This is a genomic window from Kitasatospora sp. NPDC057512 (genome assembly GCF_042802135.1).
In the GTDB taxonomy this organism is placed as follows: Bacteria; Actinomycetota; Actinomycetes; order Streptomycetales; family Streptomycetaceae; genus Kitasatospora.
In genome coordinates this window covers 1-3,354 of record NZ_JBHVET010000839.1, presented here as the reverse complement: position 1 = coordinate 3,354, position 3,354 = coordinate 1, and the positions used below count along the sequence as shown (strand labels likewise).

5 protein-coding genes are annotated in these 3,354 nt (G+C 75.0%); 2 read left to right on the top strand and 3 right to left on the bottom strand.

What is annotated here, in order from left to right; genetic code table 11:
- Positions 1–26: 26 nt before the first annotated feature.
- Positions 27–1,307, bottom strand: coding sequence for a GNAT family N-acetyltransferase (locus ACFU6K_RS34570; RefSeq protein ID WP_380669896.1), 1,281 nt, complete (start codon positions 1,305–1,307; stop codon positions 27–29).
- A 40-nt stretch (positions 1,308–1,347) separates the two neighbouring features.
- The gene (locus tag ACFU6K_RS34565; protein ID WP_380669894.1) at positions 1,348–1,869 is read right to left on the bottom strand and encodes a GNAT family N-acetyltransferase; all 522 of its coding nucleotides are present in this window, start codon (positions 1,867–1,869) and stop codon (positions 1,348–1,350) included.
- Between the two features lie 124 nt (positions 1,870–1,993).
- Here ACFU6K_RS34565 and ACFU6K_RS34560 point away from each other — a divergent pair, with 124 nt between their 5' ends.
- Together ACFU6K_RS34560 and ACFU6K_RS34555 are read left to right on the top strand one after the other, a co-directional pair.
- Entirely contained in the window at positions 1,994–2,317 is a 324-nt protein-coding gene (locus ACFU6K_RS34560; protein WP_380669892.1) for a hypothetical protein, read from the top strand.
- Positions 2,318–2,463: 146 nt separating this feature from the next.
- Entirely contained in the window at positions 2,464–2,892 is a 429-nt protein-coding gene (locus tag ACFU6K_RS34555; RefSeq protein WP_380669890.1) for a type II toxin-antitoxin system VapC family toxin, read from the top strand.
- On the opposite strand, the gene ACFU6K_RS34550 is transcribed toward ACFU6K_RS34555, so the two are convergent.
- Positions 2,877–3,354 (bottom strand): C40 family peptidase (locus ACFU6K_RS34550; RefSeq protein WP_380669888.1); only part of this gene is annotated, 478 nt, incomplete at its 5' end. The two genes, ACFU6K_RS34555 and ACFU6K_RS34550, sit on opposite strands and share 16 nt — an antisense overlap.

Here is a 3,354-nt window from a genome sequence, read left to right as displayed (position 1 = left end):
GGTCGGCCTCCGGCGTGCGCACGGGATCAGAACTCGGTCGGCGTCCAGGCCCGCAGCGGGGTGCGCAGCAGCAGGTCGGCGGCGGCGGCCGCGCCCGGGCGCAGTTCGGTGAGCAGGGCGGCCGCGGCCAGCCTCGACGCCGTCTCCGCGCCCAGGTAGAGCGAGCCCAACTCCGAGGCGCCGAGCGCGAGATCGGCGTCGTCCGTGGTCCGGGTGCAGCGGCCGGTGCCGTCCTCGGCCGCCTCCAGCGCCCAACGGCCGGAGGCGTAGCCGAGCTTGTCGTCGACCTCCAGCACCACCCGGCCGGGGGCGCCGTAGCTCCGGGCGCCGAACGCGGCCTCGACGTCCAGCACCCGCAGCCACACAAGGTCCCCGTTGTCCTCGTGCGGGGTCGCCGCACGCGGGTCCTGGAGCAGCAGCGGCAGCGGGTCGTCCGGGGCGAGCTTGGGCACCTCGACCCGGGACACCCAGTCGACCGACAGCACCAGGCGCCACAGTTCGACGGCGGTGGGCAGGTCGAGGGCGATGAACTCGCTCACGGTGAGCTTGCAGTCGGGGTAGGCGCCGTCCCACTTGTTGGCGATCCGGTAGAGCACCAGGCCGGTGACCTCGCCGGCGGCGTCCCGGTGGACGGCGGCGAAGGGCTCCTTGAACTCGTCGCCCGGCGCCCGCACCTCACCGGTGGTGCGCTGCCACCAGAGCGTGTCGCGGTCGATCGCCCCCGGCTGGGTGCGCCGCCAGCGCTCGTGCAGGTCGGCTCCCACCTCGCGCAGCTCCGCCATGGTCACGAAGTCGGTCCGGCCGCCGGGGACGCCCGGCAGGCCCTCGCGCAGACCGCGGGTGCGGCGCAGCTCGATGTTCCAGCCGCCGCCCTGGGTGGCCGGGCCGAAGCCGAAGCGGCCGTAGATGTTGTACTCGGCGGCGGCCAGGATCGCGACCGCGTTGCCGCGCTCCGCGGCGGCCGCGAGGTCCCGGCGCATCATCGCGCTGAGCAGGCCGCGGCGGCGGTGGGTGGCGCTGACCGTGACGTTGGTGATGGCGTCGGCCGGCACGACGGCCCCGCCCGGGACGGTCAGTTCGGTGTCGAAGCTGCGGAAGGTGGCGATCTGGCGCTCGCCGTCGAAGCCGGCCAGCATCCGGCCGGGCTCCCAGTAGCGGCGGCGCAGGTCCTCCGCGACGGCCACGTCGGGGCGCAGGAAGCCGAAGTTGAGCGCCCGGTTCCACTCCGCGACCTCGTCCACCGAGACGGCCCGGACCTGGAGCCCGCTCACGGTGTCGACGGCCGCGTGATCGTTGCTGTTGCCCATGAGGCCACCGTACGGCGGCCCTTCGGGGGCGGCATCCGATTTATTCCGTGCCCGACCCGGTGTGCTCGCCCGGCACCACCACCCAGTGGTTGGTCCGCAGGACGCGGTCCGCGAAGTCCAGGTCCCGCTCGCCGAGCAGCCGGAAGCCGAGCGCCCGGCAGATCCCGTTGGACGGCCCGTTGGCCGTCCCCGGATTGGCGTGCACGTCGCCCCAGCGGCCGTCCTCGGCGGCGGCGTCCAGCACCAGGCGGACGGCCGCCTTGGCGAGGCCGCGGCCCTGGTACTCGGGCAGCACCATCCAGCCGATCTCGGAGACCGGCACGCCGTCCTCCTGGTCCGACCAGAGCGTGACGACGCCCGCGGCCTCGTCGTCCCCGGCGCCGTCCGGCACGATCACCCTGATCCAGGCGCTGTCCGCGGCCACCTCGGCCAGGTCCTTGCGCAGCCGCGCCTCCACCTTCTCCCGGGGCAGCGGCCCGCCCAGCTCGGCCATCATCACCGGGTCGCACCGCATCCGGACGTACGCCCCGACGTCCCCCGCCCGAACATCCCGCAGTCGCATGACGCCTCCTCAGTGCCGGTCCGGCGGTCACGCTAGCGCCGCCCACCGACAGTGGCGTCCCGGTGGCCCGACCTGGCATCCTCGTGCCGGTTCAGGCACAAACGATCCGTTTTCGGGGGGAACGATGGAGGACCAGTACGTCCGCAGGCTGAAGGACTACGAGGGCTGGTCGCTGGCGGCGAAGCTGGTCGGCGGGCTGACCGTCGCCGGCTGGCTCTGGGCGCTGTGGCTGGTCTTCCTCCCGGCCGCGGGGATCTGCGGCACGCCGGCCTTCTACGAGCCGACCGGCTTCCACATGGCGGAGTCCTGCGACTCCGAGATGATCGGCCGGATCGGCGGCGCGCTCGCCGTCTTCCTCGTGTCGCTCCCGTTCGCCGCCGCCTGGGGCTGGACCGTCGTGCGGCTGCGCGACAGCCGCCAGGCCCTGGCCGACCTGGCCGACCGGTAGCCCGCTGGAGCGGCGGCCTTCGTGGCGGTTCTCGCGGCGGTTCTCGCAGCGGTCCTCGTGTCGGTCCTCGTGGCGTCCACCACGGGCGGCGCTCGCGGGAGTTGACTGGTCGGCGATCCCCGCGCTCCGAGGAGGCCGCCACCGCCATGGCCAAGTACGTGATCACTCCGGAGGTGGCCCTCCACCTGGTCCGGGACGGGGCCGCGGCCCCCGCCGGGCACCAGCTGCTGGCCCCGACCCTGCTCCGCTCGCAACTGCTGTCGCTCCTCTACCGGGCGGTCCGGCGGGGCGAGTTGGCCGAGCGGGACGCCGACCGCGCGCTCGACGCGGTACGGGCGCTGCGGATCCGGCTGCTGGGCGACCGCGTCCTGCAGGCCACCGCCTGGCGGATCGCCGAGCGGCTCGGTCTCCCGGACACCCTGGACGCCGAGTACCTCGCGCTGACCCGGCTCCAGGCGGACGCCCTGGTCACGCTCGACCCCGCCCTCGCGGCCGCCGCCGAGGGGGTGGTGCCGACCGCCCCCGTCGAGGTGCTGACCGGCGCTCGCCGGCCCGGGGGTCAGGGGCGGGCGTAGAAGTTCGGGGTGCCCATGATCCAGAGGCTGGCCTGCTTGACCGGCATGCCGGCCCGCGGGGCCTCGATCATCTGGTCGTCGCCGATGTAGAGCCCGACGTGGTAGATGTCGGCGGCGCGCCCGGTGTCGGTCCAGAAGACCAGGTCGCCCGGGCGCAGCTGGCGGTAGCCGATCGGAGTGCTCTGAGCGTACTGGTCGGCGGCGAAGTGGTTGAGCTGCCGGCCGCCCTCGCGCCAGGCCATCATCGTCAGCCCGGAGCAGTCGTAGCCGCCCGGGCCCTCGCCGCCCCAGACGTAGGGCAGGCCGATCTTGGACTTGGCGAAGGCGATGGCGGCGGCCGCGCCCTCGGCGGACCACGGACGGGCGGGGGGCGGCGGGGCCTGAGCCCTGGCGGCGGCCGCCGCCGCTGCCGCCGCCTCTGCCGCCGCGGGCGCCCCCCCGGCCCCGGGGGCCGGGCGGTGG